The sequence below is a fragment of the Citrobacter sp. S-77 genome (assembly GCF_963864895.1).
Lineage (GTDB): Bacteria > Pseudomonadota > Gammaproteobacteria > Enterobacterales > Enterobacteriaceae > Citrobacter > Citrobacter murliniae.
This window is the reverse complement of record NZ_CAWLWU010000002.1, coordinates 4,864,824-4,887,248: the sequence shown is the minus strand read 5'-3', so window position 1 is coordinate 4,887,248 and position 22,425 is coordinate 4,864,824. Positions and strand designations below refer to the sequence as shown.

The 22,425-nt window shown below is 51.1% G+C and carries 20 protein-coding genes and 1 tRNA gene; 6 read left to right on the top strand and 15 right to left on the bottom strand.

The window, feature by feature from the left end; genetic code table 11:
* Positions 1–7 precede the first annotated feature (7 nt).
* The 5 genes from wzzE to trxA all read right to left on the bottom strand — a co-directional run bounded on the left by wzzE (position 8) and on the right by trxA (position 4,327).
* Positions 8–1,054: an ECA polysaccharide chain length modulation protein gene (wzzE, locus tag AACS05_RS23825; protein ID WP_045449067.1), complete on the bottom strand. Its 1,047-nt coding sequence runs from the start codon at positions 1,052–1,054 to the stop codon at positions 8–10.
* 12 nt (positions 1,055–1,066) lie between these two features.
* Positions 1,067–2,197: a UDP-N-acetylglucosamine--undecaprenyl-phosphate N-acetylglucosaminephosphotransferase gene (wecA, locus tag AACS05_RS23820; protein WP_404842385.1), complete on the bottom strand. Its 1,131-nt coding sequence runs from the start codon at positions 2,195–2,197 to the stop codon at positions 1,067–1,069.
* 203 nt (positions 2,198–2,400) lie between these two features.
* Positions 2,401–3,660 (bottom strand): transcription termination factor Rho, encoded by a 1,260-nt coding sequence (gene rho, locus AACS05_RS23815; protein ID WP_002437993.1) that lies wholly within the window; start codon positions 3,658–3,660, stop codon positions 2,401–2,403.
* A gap of 78 nt (positions 3,661–3,738) precedes the next feature.
* The gene (locus tag AACS05_RS23810; protein ID WP_071829085.1) at positions 3,739–3,867 is read right to left on the bottom strand and encodes a rho operon leader peptide; all 129 of its coding nucleotides are present in this window, start codon (positions 3,865–3,867) and stop codon (positions 3,739–3,741) included.
* A 130-nt stretch (positions 3,868–3,997) separates the two neighbouring features.
* Complete coding sequence (trxA, locus tag AACS05_RS23805) at positions 3,998–4,327, bottom strand: thioredoxin TrxA (protein WP_001280776.1); 330 nt, start codon at positions 4,325–4,327, stop codon at positions 3,998–4,000.
* Between the two features lie 239 nt (positions 4,328–4,566).
* On the opposite strand from trxA, the gene rhlB reads away from it, so the two are divergent.
* Entirely contained in the window at positions 4,567–5,835 is a 1,269-nt protein-coding gene (gene rhlB / locus AACS05_RS23800) for an ATP-dependent RNA helicase RhlB (RefSeq protein ID WP_045449063.1), read from the top strand.
* A 7-nt stretch (positions 5,836–5,842) separates the two neighbouring features.
* Positions 5,843–7,327: a guanosine-5'-triphosphate,3'-diphosphate diphosphatase gene (gppA, locus tag AACS05_RS23795; protein ID WP_045449060.1), complete on the top strand. Its 1,485-nt coding sequence runs from the start codon at positions 5,843–5,845 to the stop codon at positions 7,325–7,327.
* A 75-nt stretch (positions 7,328–7,402) separates the two neighbouring features.
* Here gppA and rep read toward each other — a convergent pair whose 3' ends face one another.
* Complete coding sequence (gene rep / locus AACS05_RS23790; RefSeq protein WP_045449058.1) at positions 7,403–9,424, bottom strand: DNA helicase Rep; 2,022 nt, start codon at positions 9,422–9,424, stop codon at positions 7,403–7,405.
* A gap of 84 nt (positions 9,425–9,508) precedes the next feature.
* Here rep and ppiC point away from each other — a divergent pair, with 84 nt between their 5' ends.
* Positions 9,509–9,790 carry a peptidylprolyl isomerase PpiC gene (gene ppiC / locus AACS05_RS23785; protein WP_015960967.1) on the top strand — a complete coding sequence of 94 codons (282 nt, stop codon included), beginning with the start codon at positions 9,509–9,511 and terminating at the stop codon, positions 9,788–9,790.
* 99 nt (positions 9,791–9,889) lie between these two features.
* Here ppiC and ilvC read toward each other — a convergent pair whose 3' ends face one another.
* Entirely contained in the window at positions 9,890–11,365 is a 1,476-nt protein-coding gene (gene ilvC, locus AACS05_RS23780; protein ID WP_045449054.1) for a ketol-acid reductoisomerase, read from the bottom strand.
* A 151-nt stretch (positions 11,366–11,516) separates the two neighbouring features.
* On the opposite strand from ilvC, the gene ilvY reads away from it, so the two are divergent.
* Positions 11,517–12,407 carry an HTH-type transcriptional activator IlvY gene (ilvY, locus tag AACS05_RS23775; protein ID WP_045449051.1) on the top strand — a complete coding sequence of 297 codons (891 nt, stop codon included), beginning with the start codon at positions 11,517–11,519 and terminating at the stop codon, positions 12,405–12,407.
* Between the two features lie 51 nt (positions 12,408–12,458).
* Here the strand turns inward: ilvY and ilvA are convergent, their stop codons facing one another.
* From ilvA to ilvL, 6 genes are all read right to left on the bottom strand, one after another.
* Positions 12,459–14,003 (bottom strand): threonine ammonia-lyase, biosynthetic, encoded by a 1,545-nt coding sequence (gene ilvA, locus AACS05_RS23770; RefSeq protein WP_045449849.1) that lies wholly within the window; start codon positions 14,001–14,003, stop codon positions 12,459–12,461.
* A gap of 5 nt (positions 14,004–14,008) precedes the next feature.
* Positions 14,009–15,859 (bottom strand): dihydroxy-acid dehydratase, encoded by a 1,851-nt coding sequence (gene ilvD / locus AACS05_RS23765; RefSeq protein ID WP_045449050.1) that lies wholly within the window; start codon positions 15,857–15,859, stop codon positions 14,009–14,011.
* A 60-nt stretch (positions 15,860–15,919) separates the two neighbouring features.
* Positions 15,920–16,849: a branched-chain amino acid transaminase gene (locus AACS05_RS23760; RefSeq protein ID WP_045449049.1), complete on the bottom strand. Its 930-nt coding sequence runs from the start codon at positions 16,847–16,849 to the stop codon at positions 15,920–15,922.
* A 17-nt stretch (positions 16,850–16,866) separates the two neighbouring features.
* Entirely contained in the window at positions 16,867–17,130 is a 264-nt protein-coding gene (gene ilvM / locus AACS05_RS23755; protein WP_045449048.1) for an acetolactate synthase 2 small subunit, read from the bottom strand.
* Positions 17,127–18,773: an acetolactate synthase 2 catalytic subunit gene (ilvG, locus tag AACS05_RS23750; RefSeq protein ID WP_045449047.1), complete on the bottom strand. Its 1,647-nt coding sequence runs from the start codon at positions 18,771–18,773 to the stop codon at positions 17,127–17,129. Before ilvG ends, ilvM begins: the two co-directional genes overlap by 4 nt.
* Before the next feature lie 139 nt (positions 18,774–18,912).
* Positions 18,913–19,011, bottom strand: coding sequence for an ilv operon leader peptide (ilvL, locus tag AACS05_RS23745; RefSeq protein ID WP_001311244.1), 99 nt, complete (start codon positions 19,009–19,011; stop codon positions 18,913–18,915).
* 353 nt (positions 19,012–19,364) lie between these two features.
* On the opposite strand from ilvL, the gene AACS05_RS23740 reads away from it, so the two are divergent.
* Positions 19,365–20,885 (top strand): YifB family Mg chelatase-like AAA ATPase, encoded by a 1,521-nt coding sequence (locus tag AACS05_RS23740; protein ID WP_045449045.1) that lies wholly within the window; start codon positions 19,365–19,367, stop codon positions 20,883–20,885.
* Positions 20,886–20,909: 24 nt separating this feature from the next.
* Here the strand turns inward: AACS05_RS23740 and maoP are convergent, their stop codons facing one another.
* On the bottom strand, positions 20,910–21,248 hold the full coding sequence (maoP, locus tag AACS05_RS23735; protein ID WP_003018025.1) for a macrodomain Ori organization protein MaoP: 339 nt from the start codon (positions 21,246–21,248) through the stop codon (positions 20,910–20,912).
* Positions 21,249–21,336: 88 nt separating this feature from the next.
* Between maoP and hdfR the strand changes: the two genes are divergently transcribed.
* Positions 21,337–22,200: an HTH-type transcriptional regulator HdfR gene (gene hdfR / locus AACS05_RS23730; protein ID WP_404842384.1), complete on the top strand. Its 864-nt coding sequence runs from the start codon at positions 21,337–21,339 to the stop codon at positions 22,198–22,200.
* Between the two features lie 103 nt (positions 22,201–22,303).
* On the opposite strand, the gene AACS05_RS23725 is transcribed toward hdfR, so the two are convergent.
* Positions 22,304–22,379: transfer RNA gene (locus tag AACS05_RS23725), tRNA-Trp, on the bottom strand.
* Positions 22,380–22,425 lie beyond the last annotated feature (46 nt).

Sequence of the window (22,425 nt, the reverse complement as noted above, 5' to 3'; positions counted from 1 at the left end):
GGAGTTGCTAAATCGAGCGACGACGGGTTAACGCGACACCGGCACCGATCAGAGCCCCAACGATGCCCCACATAATCATCAGGAAGGCACGACGTGGGCTATCACGTTTTACCGGTTCTTCCGGCGTTCGCAAATAACGATAGGTCTGAAAACGCGAATCCAGAGTTGGCCCCACGTTCAGCGTGTTCAGCATGGCCCGATTTTGAAAATAGTCCAGATCGAAGTCCGGGCCAACAGCCTGCAGGTTTTCGAGTCGCGCCTGCAGCATCGGGCGTCCGAGTAAAAACAGTTCAGAATCAGGTAATTCATCAGCAGGGACATCGGTTGATGTGCGAGAAATGTTATTTTGTTCTGCAATTTTAAGCGCCTGCTCAATATTATGAACACCGCGAGAGAAAATAGCTTTTGCCACTTCTTCCTGACGTTTAACCTGCGCCTTCATTTGCACAGTGCGCGCAGCCCACGCCCCTTTTAACTCATCGTTCAGATGACCCGCCGCACGCTGGCTGGCAAACGCCACATACTGGCGTAGCAGGTTATTGGCGTCAGGAGCCGTTTCCGCAATCAGCTTCACGCTGTCATTGGTATTACGCGCTGCATCGCCAGCCATAAACTGAATGTTATTAATCAGTTCATCCAGCATTGCCGCGTCGGCTTTACTGTTACCGACCATACGTTGCTTGTAATAATCGGTCTGCAGCCAGAAATCGCGGCGCGTATCCCAGGAAGCAAGTTGCATGACAAATTCTTTATAGGCCTCATCCATTACCGACGGTTGATCCGTTGACGCGAGGCTGGCCTTAATATCCAGATTACGCAAAAACTGTTGTTGGGAATAATATCCGCCCAACATATTAACCGTAGGCTTATCCGAAATGGCCGTTGCACTCCACTCCTGGCGGGCAAAAAAAGTATAGGCGAGCGCAATGAGCGCAAAGGCGAGAGCTATACCGACAATCCACACCTTTCCTGCCCACAAGGTACGAAACAAGCCACGAATATCCAGTTCATTTTCAGCGCTCACGGCGTCTTCCCCCGGTAATGGTTGTGTCATCGCATCCTCAGTTCACTTGGTTAAGTTTGGTTTGCTTTCACGGATTCTTCGCAATCTGCGCTTCACTCGTTTGATAAATCTCGCCACCTTCCAGGCTCGCTTAATGCAATAACCATAAAGGCCAAATGCCAGTAAAAAGAGCACCAGCATGCCCCATTCAGGGACCAAACGAAAATATTCAGCCAGCACACCGATGGAGGCCAGAATCGCGGCGGCCAGCGTAATCAGAACAAATGCCTGTCGTGAAGTAAACCCCGCACGCATCACCAAATGATGAATGTGCTGGCGATCAGCAGAGAAAGGACTCATGCCTTTACGCAAACGACGGTACATGATTGCCACCATATCCATCAACGGAATGGCGATAATCCACAGTGCGGTAACCGGGCTGATAGGATGCGTTTTACCCTGCGTAGTTTCCAGCAGGATCCAAATAACGGTAAAACCAATCAGCGTGCTACCAGCATCGCCCATAAAGACTTTATAACGGCGTCCAAGAATACCGAGGTTCAGCAGGATATAAGGTAGAATTGCGGCGATCATGGCAAAGCACCAGATAGCCAGGCTAGTCTGACCATCAAACCACAGAATAAATCCCATCGCTGCGAATGAGACGCTCGACAATCCGCCTAATAATCCATCTATGCCATCTACCATATTAAAGGCGTTAATTGCTGCCCAAACGGCAAAAAGGGTGAGGAAATAACCAAAGGGACCGAGTATCAACTCCCAGGAACCAAAGATATATCCCAGGCTACTCAAATAAAGATTTCCTTTTACCATCATAACAATAGCAATCGCAGCCTGAACAACGGCTCGTATCTTTACGCTTATGTCAAAACGGTCGTCAAGTGCGCCAATCAACACCAGCACACCAGCACAAAAGAGGTATAACGAGGCATGCGGGATGTAATAATCCGAGAGGCCAAACATAAAATTAATTCCTGCAAACACAGAAATCCCACCAACTAAAGGAATGATCCCCTGGTGTCGTTTGCGGAAATTAGGCTTATCCACTAAACCTATTTTTATGGCTACTTTTCGCGCAAAAAAAATAAAAATGGTAGTGAATAAGAAAATACTGATTAGCTCAGATAAAGCAGCGAGTAAATTCACAGTGTATGTGCTCTCAGCATATATCATTTCCTTAAAGTATAATGCGTTACGAGGTCTCCTTGAAGAGACCAACTAAAACATTACACTTCTGACCTCTTGTCGTTCATGCCGCACATTGTGACATCTCTTCGACGCCGACAATAATGACTAGTTTATCCGACCAGACATTAGGATGAATCGCAAAAGCAAAACGCCACGTAAAAACGTGGCGTTTTCGGATGATGCCAGAGTTACGAACGTTTCATCATATCGAAGAAGTCGTCATTGGTCTTGGTCATCGCCAGCTTATTAATGAGGAATTCCATCGCATCAATTTCACCCATCGGATGGATAATTTTGCGCAGGATCCACATTTTCTGCAGCTCTTCCTGAGTCGTGAGCAGTTCTTCTTTACGGGTACCAGAACGGTTGTAGTCGATAGCCGGGAAGACGCGTTTTTCAGCAATTTTACGCGAGAGATGCAGTTCCATGTTACCGGTGCCTTTAAACTCTTCGTAGATAACTTCATCCATTTTAGAGCCGGTATCGATAAGCGCGGTTGCAATGATGGTCAGGCTACCGCCTTCTTCCACATTACGCGCGGCACCGAAGAAACGCTTCGGACGGTGCAGAGCGTTAGCATCCACACCACCCGTCAGCACTTTACCGGAAGCAGGAACCACGGTGTTGTATGCACGCGCCAGACGAGTGATGGAGTCGAGCAGGATGATAACGTCTTTCTTGTGTTCAACCAGACGTTTCGCTTTCTCGATAACCATTTCAGCAACCTGAACGTGACGGGATGCCGGTTCGTCAAAGGTAGAAGCAACTACTTCACCTTTCACCAGACGCTGCATCTCGGTCACTTCTTCCGGGCGTTCATCAATCAACAGAACCATCAGCACGCAGTCTGGGTGATTGTAGGCAATGCTCTGTGCGATGTTCTGCAACAGCATGGTTTTACCCGCTTTCGGCGGTGCCACAATCAGACCACGTTGGCCACGGCCAATCGGAGAAGCCAGATCCAGTACGCGAGCCGTTAAGTCCTCAGTAGAACCGTTACCACGCTCCATACGCAGACGAGAGTTTGCGTGCAGCGGCGTTAAGTTCTCAAAGAGAATTTTATTACGGGCGTTTTCCGGTTTGTCGTAGTTAACTTCGTTAACTTTCAACAGCGCAAAATAGCGTTCACCTTCTTTCGGCGGGCGAATCTTACCGGAGATGGTATCACCAGTGCGGAGGTTGAAACGGCGGATTTGGCTGGGAGAAACGTAGATGTCATCAGGACCGGCGAGGTAGGAGCTGTCTGCAGAGCGGAGGAAACCAAATCCATCCTGCAATATCTCCAGCACACCGTCACCAAAGATATCTTCGCCACTCTTTGCGTGCTGCTTCAGGATGGCAAAAATAATGTCCTGCTTGCGCATACGAGCCAGGTTTTCCAGACCCATATTTTCGCCGAGAGTGATCAGCTCAGAAACCGGCGTATTCTTTAATTCGGTAAGATTCATAATGGTGTGAGTTCTTAAACTTGGGGTAAATCTCGAACTTAATGTTGTGAATGGTATGGCAGGGTCATCCATGCCTGTTTACGGCCTTCGACTCATGTCTGTTCGCTGTCTGGTCACAGGAAAGTACGCAGAACTGAAACGACAAGACGGATTGAGTGACAAGCCAGGAATCTGTCCACTTCTCGCACGAGAAACAACGGGAAGCAGTGGATAAAACAAGATTCAAACTTAATAAGGTATGTTTAATACGAAGTCAACACTAACTTAGCACGACTCAAGTCGGGCGTCCAGTCATCCGAATCATTTTGGAGTATGGGCGCCCGATCATGATACTTCCTTACGCCAGGTTGGCGTCGAGGAACTCTTTCAACTGACCTTTGGACAGCGCGCCGACTTTCGTCGCCGCAACTTCGCCGTTTTTAAACAGCAGCAGGGTCGGGATGCCACGGATACCATACTTCGGCGCGGTGCCTGGGTTTTGGTCAATATTCAGTTTAGCAACCGTCAATTTGCCCTGATATTCGTCAGCGATTTCATCCAGAATCGGAGCGATCATTTTGCACGGACCGCACCACTCTGCCCAGAAATCAACGAGGATAGCTCCGTCCGCTTTGAGTACATCCGTGTCAAAACTGTCGTCAGTCAGGTGAATAATTTTATCGCTCATAATAACTCCACAGGAATAAGCCTGGTGTGTTGGTGTATACACATCATCCTTCAAGCTGCCTCATTGTTGGCTGCGCTCTGTGTCCCAGTCACGTACTATTGTACGCTCCAGTGACTCATTCACTTGCCGCCTCGACGCATCATGAATGCTTTATGTACTGCATTAACCAACTAAAGGTTGACTTTATTTCACCGGATACGCTTTCGTAAAGCAATAGTAAGCTGATATTCTACCACACTATGAGCAAAACACATTTAACAGAACAGAAGTTTTCCGACTTCGCCCTGCACCCAAAGGTGATAGAAGCCCTTGAAAACAAAGGGTTTCATAATTGTACGCCCATTCAGGCACTGGCCCTCCCGCTTACGCTGGCTGGTCGTGATGTAGCAGGGCAGGCGCAAACCGGTACCGGAAAAACGATGGCGTTTCTTACGTCAACGTTTCATTACCTTCTCTCTCATCCCGCGATTGCCGATCGCAAGGTGAACCAACCGCGTGCGTTAATTATGGCGCCAACGCGTGAGTTAGCCGTGCAGATCCACGCAGACGCCGAGCCACTCGCGCAGACAACAGGACTGAAATTAGGCCTGGCATATGGCGGCGACGGTTACGACAAGCAGTTAAAAGTGCTGGAGAGCGGGGTCGATATTCTTATCGGCACCACTGGCCGTCTAATTGACTACGCAAAGCAGAACCACATTAACCTGGGCGCGATTCAGGTCGTCGTACTGGATGAAGCCGATCGCATGTACGATCTGGGCTTTATTAAAGATATCCGTTGGTTGTTCCGTCGTATGCCGCCAACCAACCAGCGTCTGAACATGCTGTTTTCCGCAACCCTCTCTTACCGCGTTCGCGAACTGGCGTTCGAACAGATGAACAATGCCGAATACGTTGAAGTCGAACCGGAACAGAAGACAGGTCACCGTATTAAAGAAGAGCTCTTCTATCCTTCAAATGAAGAGAAAATGCGTTTGCTGCAAACGCTGATTGAAGAAGAGTGGCCGGATCGCGCCATTGTTTTTGCCAATACCAAGCACCGCTGTGAAGATATCTGGGGCAGTCTTGCTGCCGACGGTCATCGCGTAGGTCTGCTAACTGGCGACGTGGCACAGAAAAAACGCCTGCGTATTCTGGAAGAGTTCACCCGTGGCGATCTCGACATTCTTGTTGCGACTGATGTTGCCGCGCGTGGTCTGCATATTCCGGCCGTAACACACGTGTTCAACTATGACCTGCCAGATGACTGTGAAGATTACGTTCACCGTATTGGTCGTACGGGTCGCGCTGGAGCGAGCGGTCACTCTATTAGCCTCGCCTGTGAAGAGTACGCGTTGAATTTACCTGCAATCGAGACCTATATCGGCCACTCGATTCCGGTTAGCAAGTACAACCCAGACGCGCTGATGACCGATCTGCCAAAACCGCTGCGCCTGACGCGCTCGCGCCCTGGCAATGGCCCACGTCGTACTGGTGGTGCTCCACGTAATCGTCGTCGTTCAGGTTAACTAAGTCATGCTCAACTCTACTTCGCTCTATGCAGCAATAGATCTCGGATCCAATAGTTTTCATATGCTGGTAGTGCGCGAAGTAGCAGGGAGTATTCAGACACTCACGCGAATTAAGCGCAAAGTGCGTCTGGCTGCTGGGCTGAACAGCGAAAATATTCTCTCCGCAGAAGCAATGGAGCGCGGCTGGCAATGCCTGCGCCTGTTTGCTGAGCGTCTGCAGGATATCCCTCAGCCGCAAATCCGGGTGGTCGCCACAGCGACATTGCGTATCGCCGTCAATGCCGATGTTTTTATTGCGAAAGCGCAAGAGATCCTCGGCTGTGCTGTTCAGGTTATTAGCGGCGAAGAAGAAGCGCGTCTTATCTATCAGGGCGTTGCCCACACCACCGGCGGCGCTGATCAGCGTCTGGTCGTTGATATTGGGGGAGCCAGTACAGAGCTGGTAACTGGCTCTGGTGCGCAAACAACCTCACTGTTTAGTCTGTCAATGGGCTGTGTTACGTGGCTCGAACGGTATTTCACCGATCGAAATCTGGCACAAGAAAACTTTGACGAAGCCGAGAAAGCAGCACGTGACGTTCTGCGCCCGGTCGCTGACAAGCTGCGCTTTCATGGCTGGAAAGTCTGCGTAGGTGCTTCTGGCACCGTACAGGCTTTGCAGGAAATTATGATGGCGCAGGGCATGGATGAACGCATTACTCTGGCAAAACTCCAGCAGTTAAAACAACGCGCCATTCATTGCGGACGTCTGGAAGAGCTGGAAATCGAAGGGCTAACACTGGAGCGCGCACTGGTGTTCCCCAGCGGGCTGGCGATTCTGATCGCCATTTTTACCGAACTGAACATTCAGTGTATGACTCTCGCGGGCGGTGCATTACGTGAAGGCCTGGTATACGGCATGCTGCACTTGCCGGTGGATCAGGACATTCGCAGCCGTACGTTACGCAATATTCAGCGTCGGTTTATGGTCGATACCGATCAGGCAAACCGCGTTGCAAAATTGGCAGTACATTTATTCGATCAAGTGAAAAATGAGTGGCATCTTGAAGCTATCAGTAGCGAACTGCTGCAAAGTGCCTGTCAGTTGCATGAAATAGGCTTGAGTGTGGAATATAAGCAGGCACCACTACATGCCGCCTGGCTGGTGCGAAACCTTGATCTTCCAGGATTTACCCCGGCACAGAAAAAACTGTTAGCGACGCTATTATTAAACCAGACCAATCCGGTCGATCTCTCCTCACTCCACCAGCAAAATGCCGTGCCGCCTCGCATCGCAGAACATCTTTGCCGCTTGCTACGCCTGGCGATTATTTTCGCCAGTCGTCGCCGTGACGACTTAGTGCCAGAAATTCATCTGGACGCAAAGAATGAGCACCTTACGGTAAGATTGCCAGAAGGCTGGCTGGCGCATCATCCGCTGGGTAAAGAGCTTATCGATCAGGAAAGCCAGTGGCAAAGTTACGTCCACTGGCCACTGGAAGTACAGTAACGTTTCACATGCCGGATGGTGATGCCAGCGCATCTTATCGGGTCTGTCAGCACATTTCAGACCCGCCCCGATCGACTATTTCGCTTTCTTTGCAGCCATCATTGCTTTCAGATTCGCCAGGTGACTCTGTCCTTTTTGCATCCGTTCTTCAGCACTCACCACTTTACGTTCCTGTTCCCAGATAACGTCATCCTGCGGTAATTCCAGCAGAAAACGGCTCGGTTCCGGGCGCACCAGTTCGCCGTACTGGCGACGCTCTTTACACAGCGTGAAGATAAGCTCTTTCTGTGCACGGGTGATCCCTACATAGGCCAGGCGACGCTCTTCATCTATGTTGTCTTCGTCAATGCTGCTCTGGTGCGGCAGGAATCCCTCTTCCATGCCCACCATAAACACATACGGAAACTCCAGCCCTTTTGAGGCGTGTAGCGTCATTAACTGCACCTGATCCAACTCTTCTTCGCTCTCCCCGCGCTCCATCATGTCGCGTAACGTAAAGCGCGTCACCACCTGGGTCAACGTCATCGGCTCTTCCAGCTCGCTGCCTTCCAGCATCTCCGTCATCCAGCTGAACAGCGTATTGACGTTTTTCATGCGCATTTCTGCAGCTTTCGGACTGGGCGAGGTTTCATACAGCCAGGATTCGTAATCAATGCCGTGGATCAGGTCACGTACTGCTGCAATCGGTTCGCGCTCTGCCAGGCGCTGAATTTCACCCAACCAGTGAGTAAAACGAGTCAGAGAGTCATAACCACGCCCGGTAAGCGTCTGGCTAAGCCCCATATCAAAGCTGGCAGTAAACAAACTTTTATTACGCGTCATTGCCCACTCGCCCAATTTTTGCAGCGTGGCAGGGCCGATTTCACGTTTCGGGGTATTCACTATGCGCAGAAATGCACTGTCATCATCCGGATTGCTCAATACCCGCAGATAGGCCAGCAAATCTTTGATCTCCGGGCGCGAGAAAAACGACGTTCCGCCGGAAATTTTGTACGGAATGCGGTTCTGCATCAGGAATTTTTCGAACACCCGCGACTGATGATTACCGCGATAGAGGATCGCGTAATCTTTATACTGTGTTTTGTTAACAAAGTGATGGGCAATCAGTTCTCCGGTCACGCGCTCTGCTTCGTGCTCTTCGTTATTGGCACTTAGTACTTTTAGTTCAGCGCCATAACCCAGTTCGGAAAAGAGCCTTTTTTCAAAGACATGTGGGTTGTTGGCAATGAGAATATTTGCCGCTTTCAGAATACGTCCGGAAGAACGGTAGTTTTGTTCCAGCTTGACCACCTGCAACGCCGGAAAATCTTTGCTCAGCAGCACCAGATTCTGCGGACGTGCACCACGCCAGGAATAGATAGACTGGTCATCGTCCCCCACCACAGTAAAGCGCGCACGGCGTCCCACCAGCAGCTTAACCAACTCGTACTGACTGGTGTTGGTATCCTGGTATTCATCCACCAGCAGATAGCGGATTCTGTTCTGCCAGCGTTCTCTCACCTCTTCATTGCGCTGTAGTAGCAAAGTCGGGAGCAAAATCAGATCGTCAAAATCGAGAACGTTACACGCCTTCATATGGGCATCGTACAAACCGTAGCAATGGGCAAAAATACGGTCACGCTCCCCTTTAGCGCTAGCCGCCGCCTGCGCCGGAGTCATTAGATCGTTTTTCCAGTTGGAGAGCGTCGAGATCAGCTGTTGCAGCACCACTTTATCATCGTCGATCAACCCGTCGGTCAGATCTTTAAGCAGCGCCACCTGATCGGTATCATCAAACAGAGAGAAGTTGGATTTCATCCCCAACGCCGCGTACTCACGCTTGATAATATCCAACCCCAGAGTGTGGAAGGTGGAGATCATCAAACCACGCGCTTCTTTACGGCCCAGCGTCTGCGCCACACGCTCTTTCATCTCGCGCGCGGCCTTGTTAGTAAAGGTCACCGCTGCAATATGCCGTGCCTGATAGCCACATTCGCGAATCAGATGGGCAATTTTATTCGTGATCACGCGCGTCTTACCAGAACCGGCCCCCGCCAGCACCAGGCAAGGTCCGGTGACGAATTCGACGGCTTGTTGTTGTCCGGGGTTTAAACGCATAAAGGTCACTCAATGAAAGTCGGGAGGGGAGATTTAGAGCATGGTAGTATAGCCAGCCTCAACCATCCCACTCAAGGCACGATCATGGCAAAAACAGCAGCAGCACTGCATATCCTTGTTAAAGAAGAGAAACTGGCTCTGGATCTTCTGGAACAAATTAAAAACGGCGCAGACTTCGAGAAACTGGCGAAGAAACACTCTACCTGCCCGTCAGGTAAAAAAGGCGGTCACCTGGGTGAATTCCGTCAAGGCCAGATGGTTCCGGCGTTTGATAAAGTGGTTTTCTCCTGCCCGGTACTGGAACCCACCGGCCCACTGCATACGCAGTTCGGTTACCACATCATTAAGGTGCTGTACCGCAACTAATAAAAAACCCGGTGAGTATAAGCACCGGGTTTATCTGCCGGATGGCAGCTACGTACTACGATGAAAGTCGGGTAAGCGTTAACGCCACCCGACACATTTTTAGCCCGCGACAGCAATACGCTTCATGTCAGTCATGTAGCCACGCAGCTTCTGACCAACTTTCTCAATTTCGTGGCTGCGAATCGCATCGTTCACATCACGCAGCTGTGCGTTATCTACCGCACCTTCCGCAATCGCTTTACCCAGGTCGCCGGTCTGCAACGTAGTCATGAACTCTTTCAGCAGCGGTACGCAAGCGTAAGAGAACAGATAGTTGCCGTATTCTGCAGTATCGGAAATAACCACGTTCATTTCGTACAGACGCTTACGGGCAATGGTGTTGGCAATCAGCGGCAGCTCATGGAGTGACTCATAGTAAGCAGACTCTTCGATAATGCCGGACGCCACCATGGTTTCGAATGCCAGCTCAACGCCCGCTTTCACCATCGCAATCATCAGTACACCTTTATCGAAGTACTCCTGCTCGCCAATTTTGCCTTCAAACTGCGGCGCAGTTTCAAACGCAGTTTTACCGGTCTCTTCACGCCAGGTCAGCAGTTTCTTATCATCGTTGGCCCAGTCCGCCATCATACCGGAGGAGAATTCGCCGGAGATGATGTCATCCATATGTTTCTGGAACAGCGGCGCCATGATCTCTTTCAGTTGCTCGGACAACGCGTAAGCACGCAGTTTCGCCGGGTTAGACAGGCGGTCCATCATCAGCGTAATACCACCCTGTTTCAGCGCTTCGGTGATGGTTTCCCAGCCGAACTGAATCAGTTTTTCTGCGTAAGCCGGGTCAGTACCTTCTTGCACCAGTTTATCGAAGCACAGCAGAGAACCGGCCTGCAGCATACCGCACAGGATAGTCTGCTCACCCATCAGGTCAGATTTCACTTCCGCGACGAAAGAGGATTCCAGTACGCCAGCACGGTGACCACCGGTTGCCGCAGCCCAGGCTTTAGCAATCGCCATGCCTTCACCTTTAGGGTCATTTTCCGGATGGACGGCGATCAGGGTCGGTACACCGAAACCACGTTTGTACTCTTCACGCACTTCGGTTCCCGGGCATTTCGGCGCTACCATCACCACGGTGATATCTTTACGGATCTGCTCCCCCACTTCCACGATGTTGAAGCCATGGGAATAGCCCAGCGCCGCGCCGTCTTTCATCAGCGGCTGAACGGAACGCACAACGTCAGAGTGCTGTTTGTCTGGCGTCAGGTTAACCACCAGATCAGCCTGCGGGATCAGCTCTTCGTAAGTACCTACTTTGAAGCCGTTTTCTGTTGCTTTGCGCCAGGATGCGCGCTTCTCAGCAATCGCTTCTTTACGCAGGGCATAGGAGATATCCAGACCAGAGTCACGCATGTTCAGCCCCTGGTTCAGACCTTGAGCACCACAGCCGACGATAACCACTTTTTTACCCTGAAGGTAGCTCGCGCCGTCGGCGAATTCTTCGCGGCCCATAAAGCGACATTTACCCAGCTGTGCCAGCTGCTGGCGCAGATTCAGTGTATTAAAGTAGTTAGCCATGGTGATTCCTCGTGATGTTGTGCTTCTTATTGTTCGGTTCGCGTTTAAGCGAGAATGTACTCACATTACAACAGGAAATTTATTGCGGAAATTGATATATTCACAACATCACATTGCAATATCTGCAACGTCAACATTGAGGGCTAAGCCTGTGGATTTACGCGATCTGAAAACCTTCCTGCACCTGGCGGAAAGCCGCCATTTTGGCCGCAGTGCACGGGCGATGCACGTCAGTCCTTCCACGCTCTCCCGACAGATTCAGCGCCTTGAGGAAGATCTCGGGCAACCACTGTTTGTGCGCGATAATCGCACGGTCACGCTGACCGAGGCGGGAGAAGAGTTGCGCGTGTTTGCCCAACAGACGTTGCTCCAATATCAGCAATTGCGTCATACCCTTGATCAGCAAGGACCATCGCTGTCCGGTGAGTTACATATCTTCTGCTCGGTAACCGCCGCCTACAGCCATTTGCCCCCCATTCTGGATCGCTTTCGCGCCGAACATCCGTCAGTAGAAATTAAGCTCACCACCGGCGACGCCGCCGACGCCATGGATAAAGTGGTCACCGGGGAAGCCGATCTGGCCATTGCCGGTAAACCGGAAACGCTGCCTGGCGCCGTCGCCTTCTCAATGCTGGAAAATCTGGCGGTGGTGTTAATCGCCCCGGCATTGCCCTGCCCGGTTCGCAGCCAAATCTCCGCCGATGAACCTGACTGGTCATCGATACCGTTTATCATGGCCGATCAGGGGCCGGTGCGCCGCCGTATTGAGCTGTGGTTCCGGCGTAATAAAATCAGCAACCCTATGATTTACGCCACAGTCGGTGGGCATGAAGCCATGGTATCGATGGTGGCGCTCGGGTGTGGCGTGGCATTGCTGCCAGAAGTGGTGCTGGAAAACAGCCCTGAACCGGTGCGTAACCGCGTGATGATATTAGAACGTAGCGATGAAAGAACACCGTTTGAGCTGGGTGTTTGTGCACAAAAAAAGCGGCTGCATGAGCCGCTGATTGATGCATTCTGGAAAATTTTACCCAACCATTAAAACCTGGGCGGATAGGACGCTTGCGCCCTATCCGCCCAACGAACGTTAATACTAACCTGCAAGGAAGAAGCGAAACGCCGGGTTGTGAGTCTCATCATGACAGTCATAACCCAACTCGTTCAGTCTGGTTTCAAAGTCCGGTTCATGATCGGCCAGTTCAAATGCAGCCAGCACCCGACCATAGTCGGTACCGTGGCTGCGGTAGTGGAAAAGGGAAATATTCCAGTGGGTACCCAGGGTATGCAGGAATTTCAACAGCGCCCCCGGAGACTCGGGAAACTCGAAGCTGTACAAACGCTCTTGTAGCGGTTTTGACGGACGCCCACCAACCATATAGCGCACATGCAGCTTGGCCATTTCGTCGTCGGAAAGATCCACCACGCTGTAACCACCGTCATTGAGCAACTGGAGGATTTCCTTACGTTCTTCCAGCCCACGGCTCAGGCGCACACCGACAAAAATACAGGCGTCTTTGGCATCGGCAAAACGGTAGTTAAACTCGGTGACCGAGCGCCCACCCAGCAGCTGACAGAATTTCAGGAAGCTGCCCTTCTCTTCCGGGATCGTCACCGCCAGCAACGCTTCACGCTGTTCCCCCAGCTCGCAGCGTTCAGAAACGTAGCGCAGACCGTGGAAATTGACGTTAGCGCCAGAGAGCACATGCGCCAGACGTTCGCCGCGAATATTGTGCTGGGCAATGTATTTTTTCATCCCCGCCAGCGCCAGTGCACCAGACGGTTCCGCCACAGCACGCACGTCCTCGAACAGATCCTTCATCGCCGCACAGATAGCATCGCTGTCAACGGTGATGATGTCATCAAGGTATTCCTGACACAGGCGGAAAGTTTCGTCACCGATACGCTTGACCGCCACCCCCTCTGCAAACAATCCGACGCGCGGAAGATCCACCGGATGACCGGCTTCCAGCGCCGCCTTCAGGCAAGCAGAATCTTCAGCTTCAACCGCAATGACTTTGATCTGCGGCATCAGCTGTTTAATCAGCACCGCAACACCTGCCGCCAGTCCGCCGCCACCCACCGGAACAAAAACGCGATCCAGGTGCGCATCCTGCTGAAGTAATTCCAGCGCCAGCGTCCCTTGTCCGGCAATAACCATAGGATGGTCGAACGGTGGAACCCAGGTAAAGCCCTGCTGTTGCGAAAGCTCAATGGCTTTAGCTTTAGCTTCATCAAAATTTGCGCCGTGCAGCAACACCTCGCCGCCAAAACCGCGTACCGCATCCACTTTGATATCCGCAGTCGCGGTCGGCATGACAATCAACGCCTTCACGCCAAGACGAGCAGAAGAAAAGGCAACGCCCTGGGCATGATTACCTGCAGATGCGGTGATTACACCATGCGCTTTTTGCGCTTCTGTAAGGCCCGCCATCATGGCATAGGCACCACGCAGCTTGAAGCTGTGAACCGGTTGTCGGTCTTCGCGCTTCACCAGAATGACGTTGTCGAGGCGCGATGAGAGCTTTTCCATTTTTTGCAGCGGCGTCACCTGTACCGCTTCATAGACCGGCGCACGCAGCACCGCCCTGAGATACTCGGCACCCTCAGGGGTGCCAGACAGGGGTTGTGAATCAGCCATAGTCATTACCCCCCCAATTTCGATTTATCACGTACCGCACCTTTGTCGGCACTGGTTGCCAGACTGGCATAAGCGCGAAGAGCAAAGGAAACCTGACGCTGACGATCTTTTGGTGTCCAGGCTTTATCGCCGCGGGCTTCCTGCGCTTCACGGCGGGCAGCAATTTCCGCATCGCTGAGTTGCAATTGAATACCGCGATTCGGGATATCGATGGCAATCATGTCGCCATCTTCAATGATAGCAATATTGCCGCCGCTGGCCGCTTCCGGAGAGACGTGACCAATAGAGAGACCCGATGTTCCACCGGAGAAACGACCGTCGGTTATCAGCGCGCACGCTTTACCCAGCCCCATCGATTTCAGGAAGGTCGTTGGGTAGAGCATTTCCTGCATCCCCGGTCCACCTTTAGGCCCTTCGTAGCGAATAACGACCACATCGCCCGCTACAACTTTACCGCCAAGAATCGCATCTACCGCCTCATCCTGACTCTCATAAACTTTGGCAGGACCAGTGAATTTCAGAATACTGTCGTCCACACCAGCGGTTTTGACGATACACCCATTTTCAGCGAAATTACCGTACAGTACCGCCAGGCCACCATCTTTGCTGTAGGCATGTTCCAGCGAGCGGATACAACCCTCGGCACGATCATCATCCAGCGTATCCCAGCGGCAGTCCTGCGAGAATGCCTGGGTGGTACGAATACCCGCCGGACCTGCGCGGAACATCTTTTTCACCGCCTCATCCTGAGTCAGCATCACATCGTACTGCTCCAGAGACTGCGACAAAGTCAGCCCCAGTACGTTTTTCACATCACGATTCAACAGACCTGCACGATCCAGCTCGCCTAAAATGCCCAGTACGCCGCCCGCACGGTGAACATCTTCCATATGGTATTTCTGCGTACTTGGCGCCACTTTACACAACTGTGGAACCTTGCGAGACAGCTTATCGATATCACTCATCGTGAAGTCAATTTCCGCTTCCTGCGCGGCGGCCAGCAAGTGCAGAACGGTGTTAGTGGAACCGCCCATGGCGATATCCAGCGTCATGGCGTTTTCAAATGCCGCCTTGCTGGCAATATTGCGCGGCAGGGCGGAATCATCATTCTGCTCGTAATAGCGTTTGGTCAGCTCAACGATTCGTGAACCGGCATTGAGAAACAGCTGCTTACGGTCAGTGTGGGTTGCCAGCAGCGATCCATTGCCCGGCTGCGACAAGCCCAATGCTTCTGTCAGACAGTTCATCGAGTTAGCGGTGAACATCCCGGAACAGGAACCACAGGTTGGGCAGGCGGAACGTTCAATCTGATCGCTTTGGGAGTCAGAGACTTTCGGATCTGCACCCTGAATCATCGCATCAACCAGATCGAGCTTGATGATTTGGTCGGAGAGCTTGGTTTTACCGGCTTCCATCGGCCCGCCGGAAACAAAAATCACCGGAATGTTCAGCCGCAGAGAGGCCATTAACATCCCCGGGGTGATTTTGTCGCAGTTGGAAATGCAAACCATCGCATCAGCGCAATGGGCATTCACCATATACTCCACCGAATCGGCAATCAGCTCGCGCGACGGCAGTGAATAAAGCATACCCCCGTGCCCCATGGCGATACCGTCATCCACAGCGATAGTGTTGAACTCTTTCGCCACGCCGCCTGAGGCTTCAATCTGTTCGGCAACCAGCTTACCGAGATCGCGCAGGTGCACGTGGCCCGGTACGAACTGGGTAAAGGAGTTCACCACGGCAATAATCGGTTTACCGAAATCATCATCGGTCATCCCGGTGGCGCGCCACAGTGCGCGTGCACCCGCCATGTTTCGGCCGTGGGTGGTGGTGGCAGAACGATACTTAGGCATGCTGTATTTACTCCCGTCTATCTAATAATTGGGACGGTGCGTGCCGTCCCAAATTTATGTTTATTGGTTAACCTGATCCAACCAACCGTATTTATCTTCCGTTTCACCAGTAAAGAGACCAAAGAAGGCTTGCTGGATACGTTTGGTCACCGGGCCACAACGGCCTTCACCCACCTGGATACCGTCAACGCTACGCACCGGAGTGATTTCTGCCGCAGTACCGGACATGAACACTTCGTCGGCCAGGTACAGGGATTCGCGGGACAACACCTGCTCACGCACTTCGATATCAAGATCTTTCGCCAGCTTGATGATCGCGTCACGCGTGATGCCTGGCAGCGCGGAGGAGGTAAATGGCGGGGTAAACAGAATGCCATCTTTAACTTCAAACAGGTTTTCACCTGCACCTTCGGAGATGTAGCCATTTACGTCTAGCGCAATCCCTTCCTGGTAGCCATGACGACGTGCTTCGCTACCCACCAGCAGCGAAGACAGGTAGTTACCCCCCGCTTTAGCAGCGGTAGGAATAGTGTTTGGTGCAACACGGTTCCACGAGGAAACCATCGCATCGATCCCCTGATCCAGCGCTTCAGCGCCCAGATACGCCCCCCACGGGAACGCAGCGATGATCACATCCGTGGTGTATCCTGCCGGCGGGTTAACGCCCATACCCACATCGCCAACAAATACCAGCGGACGGATATAGGCGCTGGTCAGATTGTTTTTGCGGATCACCGCGCGACAGGCTTCCATCAGTTCATCAACGCTCTGAGATACCGGAAAACGATAGATCTTGGCTGAATCACGCAGACGCTGCATATGTTCGCGATGACGGAACACCACCGGGCCTTTGTGAGAATCGTAGCAACGGATACCTTCAAATACTGAAGTACCATAGTGCAGTGCGTGGGACATCACGTGAACCTTCGCATCTTCCCAACGAATCATCTCGCCATTGGACCAAATGTAATCAGCTTTTTTCGTCGTCATTTTTCTTCCTTTTGCGCTCAGGCGCGGATTTGTTGTGATGTGGTAGAACTCTGGCAGATAGCAACATGTGCAACATCGACCAGTTTAGTTAACTGACTAAACAGTAAGTCGACCGACCGGGGGCTGGCAACGGTCAATTCGATATTTATATTTTGAGCATCGGAAGCTGCTTCCATGTTCATGGAACACACCTGAAAACCACGATGGCGTACCACGCGTAAAACACGTTCTAACGTTTCCGGATTGAAACGAGCCTCAACGGCGACCTGATGTTGCATCATGATAATTTCTCCAGCATTTCTGAGTTACTGGCACCTGGCGGTACCAGAGGCCAGACGTTCTCAAGTTCGTCGATTGAGACATGAAGCAGGTATGGACCCTCACTATTCAGCATAGTGTCGAGTGCCGCTTCAACCTGGTCTTTACGGGTAATGTGTTGGCCAGGGATGCCGAAGGCGCTGGCTAACATAAGAAAATCGGGGTTATCGGTAAGAGTGGTTTCGCTATAACGTTCCTGGAAAAACAGCTGCTGCCATTGTCGCACCATGCCTAACCGCTGGTTATCGAGTAAGACAATCTTCAGCGGCAACTGCTTGCGTTTTACGGTGCCCAGCTCCTGTACGTTCATCATAAAAGAGCCGTCACCGGAGATACAGATTACCGTATCGTCCGGGCGAGCCACCTGCGCGCCCACCGCCGCAGGTAAGCCAAAACCCATTGTTCCGAGGCCACTGGAGGTGATGAAGTTCTCCGGGCGAGCGTAGGTCATGTGCTGTGCGGACCACATCTGATGCTGACCGACATCGGTGGTGACTACGCTATCGGCAGGTTTACGGTCGGACAATTGTTTTAATAACAATGGCGCGTAGATAGCTTCGCCAGGATGATCGTAGCGCCAGGCATGTTCAGCCCGCATATCTCCGGCATATTGGCACCATTCGTTGATGGTCAACGGTTGTTGTAATGCGGGTAACAGCGTATTCAAATCACCTTGCAGCGCAACGTGTGCCTGACGCAGCTTGTTCATCTCGGCCGGATCGATATCCATATGGATCACGTTGGCATTCGGTGCGAAAGTATTCAACTTACCGGTCACCCGGTCATCAAAACGAGCACCGACAGCAATCAGCAAGTCGCACTCCTGCACGGCAAAGTTTGCAGCTTTGGTACCGTGCATTCCCAACATACCCAGGTAGTACGGGTAAGCTGCATCGACAGAACCCAGACCTTTCAGTGTACAAACCGCTGGGATCTGCGTTACTGCAATAAACTCACGCAGAGCCGGAACCGCCTGCGCCATGCCCACACCGCCGCCAACGTACAGAACCGGCTTTTGTGCCTGCGCCAGCATCTTACGGGCTTGTTCAACCTCAGGATATGGGAAAGCCGCTGCGTTTTCGACGGTAGAAAAATAGGGTTCCAGCGACCCACAGGCCAGTTGGATATCCTTTGGGATATCCACCAATACCGGGCCTGGGCGACCAGAATTCGCAACCTCGAAAGCTTCAGCCAGGATGCGTGGTAACTCTTCAAATGATTGCACCAAAAAACTGTGTTTAGTACATGCCAACGACAATCCCAGAACGTCCACTTCCTGGAACGCATCGGTTCCGATAAACGGGGAGGACACCTGGCCGGTGATGGCAACAACGGGAACGGAATCTAACAAGGCATCAGCCAGACCGGTGATCAGGTTAGTAGCACCTGGACCAGAAGTGGCAATACAAACGCCGGTTTTACCCGTTGAACGGGCATAGCCAATCGCCGCCATCGCCGCACCCTGCTCGTGTCGGCACAACAAGTGTTCTACGCCACCGTCATACAATGCATCGTAAACCGGCATAATTGCGCCCCCGGGATAACCAAAGACGGTTTTAACCCCTTGTGCACGCAACGCATGTACCACCCACTGTGCCCCATTCATAGTTACATCCCCGCCGTAAATCTTGAGAAACAGAATTTTATGCTACCGTTCACTTTCTGCTCCTCGTTTATGTTTTTAAGGTCAAAAAAAACCCCCGGACCTTTCGGTGCGGGGGTCTTAGTTCGTTAAGGCTTGTTTTCTAAGCCTTTCCTCGTCCAAGTGCAGCCCCGCACGGTGGGATAATAATCACCACCACGCTAATCACGACCAGGCTAATCACTCGTAGAAGGGCTGTCATTTTTGTATTTTCTTGCATCTTGTTCGAAGGAATACCTAAAGAGTTACCATAGAATTTAAAGATGACACAAGATATTTTTACATTCATTTTTCTGACGCAGTTAACGGTTTATATAAACACCGTTGTTTTTTATACAAAAAATAGAAAATGAAAATATTTCACGTTATTGAGCAATTTCGACGGCGCTATCTATCGACTTTGAGCCGATTAACTTACCTTTGCTAGCACGATTCCAGAGGTTACATAGGCAGTTTGCAATTACACAAAAATACGTGAATAAGCATCTAAAAATATCAAAAAGACAAGATATTGCCGCTATTTTTTACGACATAATACCTACCTCAGGAGGGGATATGTCACTGTCAATTGTCCACACACGCGCCGCGCTTGGTGTGAATGCGCCACCCATTACCATTGAGGTACATATCAGCAATGGTCTGCCAGGTTTAACCATGGTGGGGTTACCCGAAACGACGGTGAAAGAAGCCCGCGATCGGGTTCGCAGTGCGATTATTAATAGCGGGTATGAATTCCCGGCAAAAAAGATAACGATTAACCTCGCCCCGGCAGATCTTCCCAAAGAAGGGGGGAGATACGATTTACCTATCGCCATCGCGCTTCTGGCCGCTTCTGAGCAGCTTACAACTCATAATCTCAACACATATGAGCTGGTAGGCGAATTAGCGCTTACAGGCGCACTACGCGGCGTTCCAGGAGCTATATCCAGCGCGACCGAAGCAATTCGTGCAGGCAGGCAAATTATTGTCGCAAAAGAGAATGCAGCAGAAGTTGGACTGATACACGGTGAAGGGTGTTTGATTGCCGATCACTTGCAGGCCGTATGCGCATTTCTGGAAGGTAAGCATGATTTGGAAAGGCCGATATCCGCAGATTCCACACCCAGAGTTTTTCCTGATGACCTTAGTGACGTCATCGGTCAGGAACAGGGCAAACGAGGGTTAGAGATCACCGCTGCAGGCGGTCACAATCTCCTGCTAATTGGTCCTCCCGGGACGGGGAAAACGATGCTGGCAAGTCGTCTGAGAGGGTTGTTACCACCTCTTAGCAATGACGAGGCTCTGGAAAGCGCCGCAATTCTCAGTCTGGTCAATTCCGACACGATACAAAAGCAGTGGAAGCAACGTCCATTTCGCTCACCTCATCACAGCGCCTCATTAAGCGCAATGGTGGGTGGTGGCTCCATTCCCGCGCCAGGAGAAATTTCTCTGGCACATAACGGCGTATTGTTTCTGGATGAATTACCCGAGTTTGAACGGCGTACGTTGGATGCACTACGCGAACCTATTGAATCCGGGCAGATCCATTTATCACGCACTCGGGCAAAAATAACTTACCCTGCACGATTTCAACTGGTTGCTGCAATGAACCCAAGCCCAACGGGCCACTATCAGGGAAACCACAACCGTTGTACCCCAGAGCAAACACTACGTTATCTCAGTCGGTTATCAGGTCCTTTTCTCGACCGCTTCGATCTCTCACTCGAAGTACCCCTGCCGCCTCCAGGTATACTTTGCCAGAGCGTAATGAAAGGAGAAGACAGCGCTACAGTGAAGAAACGCGTCATGGTGGCAAGAGAGCGTCAGTATCAGCGACAAAAGAAATTAAACGCGCATCTGAATAGCCAGGATATACATAAATTTTGCGAGCTGCGCAGCGATGACGCACGCTGGCTGGAAGAAACGTTAGCGCACCTTGGATTATCCATCCGCGCCTGGCTACGGCTGATAAAGGTCGCTCGAACTATTGCAGATATTGAACAATGCGACCATATAACCCGCCAGCACTTACAGGAAGCTGTTGGTTATCGGGCAATAGACAGATTATTAATTCATTTGCAGAAACTACTGGCATAAAAAAAGGGCTTTCGCCCTTTTTTATTAATCATCTGACTCGGTGTAATCTTCAGCACCTTCTACCTGAGGTTTCCCGCCAGACAGAGTGTGGAAACGCTTCGGACGCTTAATACGCGTCATGTATTTAGACCACACACGTTCAGCTTCGGTAACCGGCTCACGTTCACCACGGCATACCGCAACAAACAGTTTTTCTTCTTCAGTTACCGGTTCACGCTTGCCCAGATCCAACTCATTGAAGGCATAACCGTGACGCTCAAGCAGCTGTGCCTCTTTAATGGTGAAATCACCATGACGGGAGAATCCGCGGGGATAATATTTATTGTCGAAATATCGATTAGTCGTCGTAAAGCTTTCCGCCATCCTGCACGCTCCTAATTCTTTGGCCGAGCTATTTATGGCGCGGAGTATTAGTTACGCTTGACAGAGCGTCAAACAAAAGATTTAAATCATAACGACAAATAATTTTACGGAGCGAGTTGTGGATACGGAATTGTTAAAAACTTTCCTGGAAGTTAGCCGGACACGCCACTTTGGTCGGGCTGCTGAAGCGCTCTACCTGACCCAATCGGCAGTAAGTTTTCGGATCAGACAGCTGGAAAATCAACTTGGTGTGAACCTCTTCACCCGACACAGAAACAATATCCGTTTGACCGCTGCGGGTGAAAAATTATTGCCCTATGCAGAAACGCTGATGAATACGTGGCAAGCAGCACGTAAGGAAGTTGCAAATACCTCGCGACATAATGAGTTTTCTATCGGAGCCAGCGCATCCCTTTGGGAGTGCATGCTTAATAACTGGTTGGGTCGTTTGTATCAGTTGCAAGAGCCACAATCCAGCCTGCAATTTGAAGCCAAGATCGCTCAGCGTCAGTCATTAGTTAAACAGCTTCATGAGCGACAACTTGATCTGCTGATCACAACTGAAGCCCCAAAAATGGACGAATTTAGTAGCCAATTGCTGGGATATTTCACGCTGGCACTTTATTGCAGTACACCATCACTAACAAAAGATGAATTGAATTATTTGCGCCTGGAATGGGGGCCGGACTTTCAACAACATGAAACTGGATTGATCGCAGCCGATGAAGTTCCGGTGCTTACCACCAGTTCAGCTGAACTGGCAAGGCAACAACTTTCTGTACTTAAGGGGTTTAGCTGGCTTCCCGTCAATTGGGCAAAAGCAAAAAGTGATCTCCACACAGTTGCCGACAGTGCTACGCTTTTACGTCCATTGTATGCAGTTTGGCTACAAAATAGCGATAAGTACCCGCTTATTCGAGATCTTCTAAAAACGAATATTTTGGAAGGTTAGAGAAAATACTGGCAAGGATGCCGGGAAACTGAAATCAGGAGGGTCTATTGGCACAATTTTCAGGTAAAAAAAAATCCTTAGCAAAAATGCTAAGGATTGTTTCTGGCAGGGGCGGAGAGACTCGAACTCGCGACACCCGGTTTTGGAGACCGGTGCTCTACCAACTGAGCTACGCCCCTAAATTTTATTATCATTAAGCCTGCATTAATAGCAGGCTTAATTTTC

Coding starts and splice junctions, on each gene's coding strand:
- ilvG (WP_045449047.1), bottom strand. CDS start 18,773: ATGAATGGGGCACAGTGGGTGGTACATGCGTTGCGTGCACAAGGGGTT.
- AACS05_RS23760 (WP_045449049.1), bottom strand. CDS start 16,849: ATGACGACGAAAAAAGCTGATTACATTTGGTCCAATGGCGAGATGATT.
- rho (WP_002437993.1), bottom strand. CDS start 3,660: ATGAATCTTACCGAATTAAAGAATACGCCGGTTTCTGAGCTGATCACT.
- rep (WP_045449058.1), bottom strand. CDS start 9,424: ATGCGTTTAAACCCCGGACAACAACAAGCCGTCGAATTCGTCACCGGA.
- AACS05_RS23740 (WP_045449045.1), top strand. CDS start 19,365: ATGTCACTGTCAATTGTCCACACACGCGCCGCGCTTGGTGTGAATGCG.
- maoP (WP_003018025.1), bottom strand. CDS start 21,248: ATGGCGGAAAGCTTTACGACGACTAATCGATATTTCGACAATAAATAT.
- ilvM (WP_045449048.1), bottom strand. CDS start 17,130: ATGATGCAACATCAGGTCGCCGTTGAGGCTCGTTTCAATCCGGAAACG.
- ilvD (WP_045449050.1), bottom strand. CDS start 15,859: ATGCCTAAGTATCGTTCTGCCACCACCACCCACGGCCGAAACATGGCG.
- wecA (WP_404842385.1), bottom strand. CDS start 2,197: ATGATATATGCTGAGAGCACATACACTGTGAATTTACTCGCTGCTTTA.
- trxA (WP_001280776.1), bottom strand. CDS start 4,327: ATGAGCGATAAAATTATTCACCTGACTGACGACAGTTTTGACACGGAT.
- ilvA (WP_045449849.1), bottom strand. CDS start 14,003: ATGGCTGATTCACAACCCCTGTCTGGCACCCCTGAGGGTGCCGAGTAT.
- ilvC (WP_045449054.1), bottom strand. CDS start 11,365: ATGGCTAACTACTTTAATACACTGAATCTGCGCCAGCAGCTGGCACAG.
- gppA (WP_045449060.1), top strand. CDS start 5,843: ATGCTCAACTCTACTTCGCTCTATGCAGCAATAGATCTCGGATCCAAT.
- rhlB (WP_045449063.1), top strand. CDS start 4,567: ATGAGCAAAACACATTTAACAGAACAGAAGTTTTCCGACTTCGCCCTG.
- ilvL (WP_001311244.1), bottom strand. CDS start 19,011: ATGACAGCCCTTCTACGAGTGATTAGCCTGGTCGTGATTAGCGTGGTG.
- ppiC (WP_015960967.1), top strand. CDS start 9,509: ATGGCAAAAACAGCAGCAGCACTGCATATCCTTGTTAAAGAAGAGAAA.
- wzzE (WP_045449067.1), bottom strand. CDS start 1,054: ATGACACAACCATTACCGGGGGAAGACGCCGTGAGCGCTGAAAATGAA.